Consider the following 774-nt stretch of genomic DNA (forward strand, 5'->3'; position numbering starts at 1 on the left):
CCTTTACGGAAAATTTCGGTCATGAAGATGTAGAGTCATTTGGGTGTTCAGCTAATGGATTGCAAGTGGCGTTGACTCCTAGCCAATTGTTTGAAATAAACCTTGTAACAGGGAGTTCGACTAATTTGGGCATTATTACCCCAAATAGTGGGTATAATGCGGTGGGATTTAGTGTCGTAGATAATACCATTTATGGCTATGATGAAATTAATAGGAGAGTTGTAAGAATCAATCCAGATTTATCTGCTACTATATTTCCACCAGTTCCTAATCTACCTAATGTTGGTTTCATTGTCGGAGATGTTGACTTTAATGGGCATTTATACCTTTATGCAGGGGGGGTAAGCAATAGATTTTATGTAGTTGATGTTGATCCTAATTCACCCACTTTTTTGCAATTAGTCGATCCTACAGCTGGATTTATATTGGACACAGCACCTTTTGGAACTGCAATAAACCCTATAGTGATTTCAGATTGGGCATTCAATCCAATTGACAATCAATTGTATAGTGCTTTAAATAATGGAACGGCTGTTATAAGAATAGATCCTTTATCTGGCGCCCAAACTGTATTCCCATCAATAGGTTTACCGGGTGGGAATTATGGAGCGGTATTTTTTGATGGGCAAGGATTTTTGTATGCACTAAATAATACTACTGGGCAAATATTTCGAATTGAAATCGTAGGGGGAAATGCTATAGCAACTTTGTTTTCTACGACTGTTCCAGCCACTCGAAATGATGGTGCTCGATGTGCTTTCGCTTTATTAAATT

Annotated in this window: 1 protein-coding gene; it reads left to right on the forward strand. The window is 38.0% G+C overall.

The genetic code is table 11. From position 1 onward, the window contains the following. A partial coding sequence (locus N784_RS16875; RefSeq protein ID WP_036836521.1) for a DUF6923 family protein occupies positions 1–774 on the forward strand: 774 nt, incomplete at both ends.

The organism is Pontibacillus litoralis JSM 072002, from assembly GCF_000775615.1.
GTDB classification, from domain to species: domain Bacteria; phylum Bacillota; class Bacilli; order Bacillales; family BH030062; genus Pontibacillus; species Pontibacillus litoralis.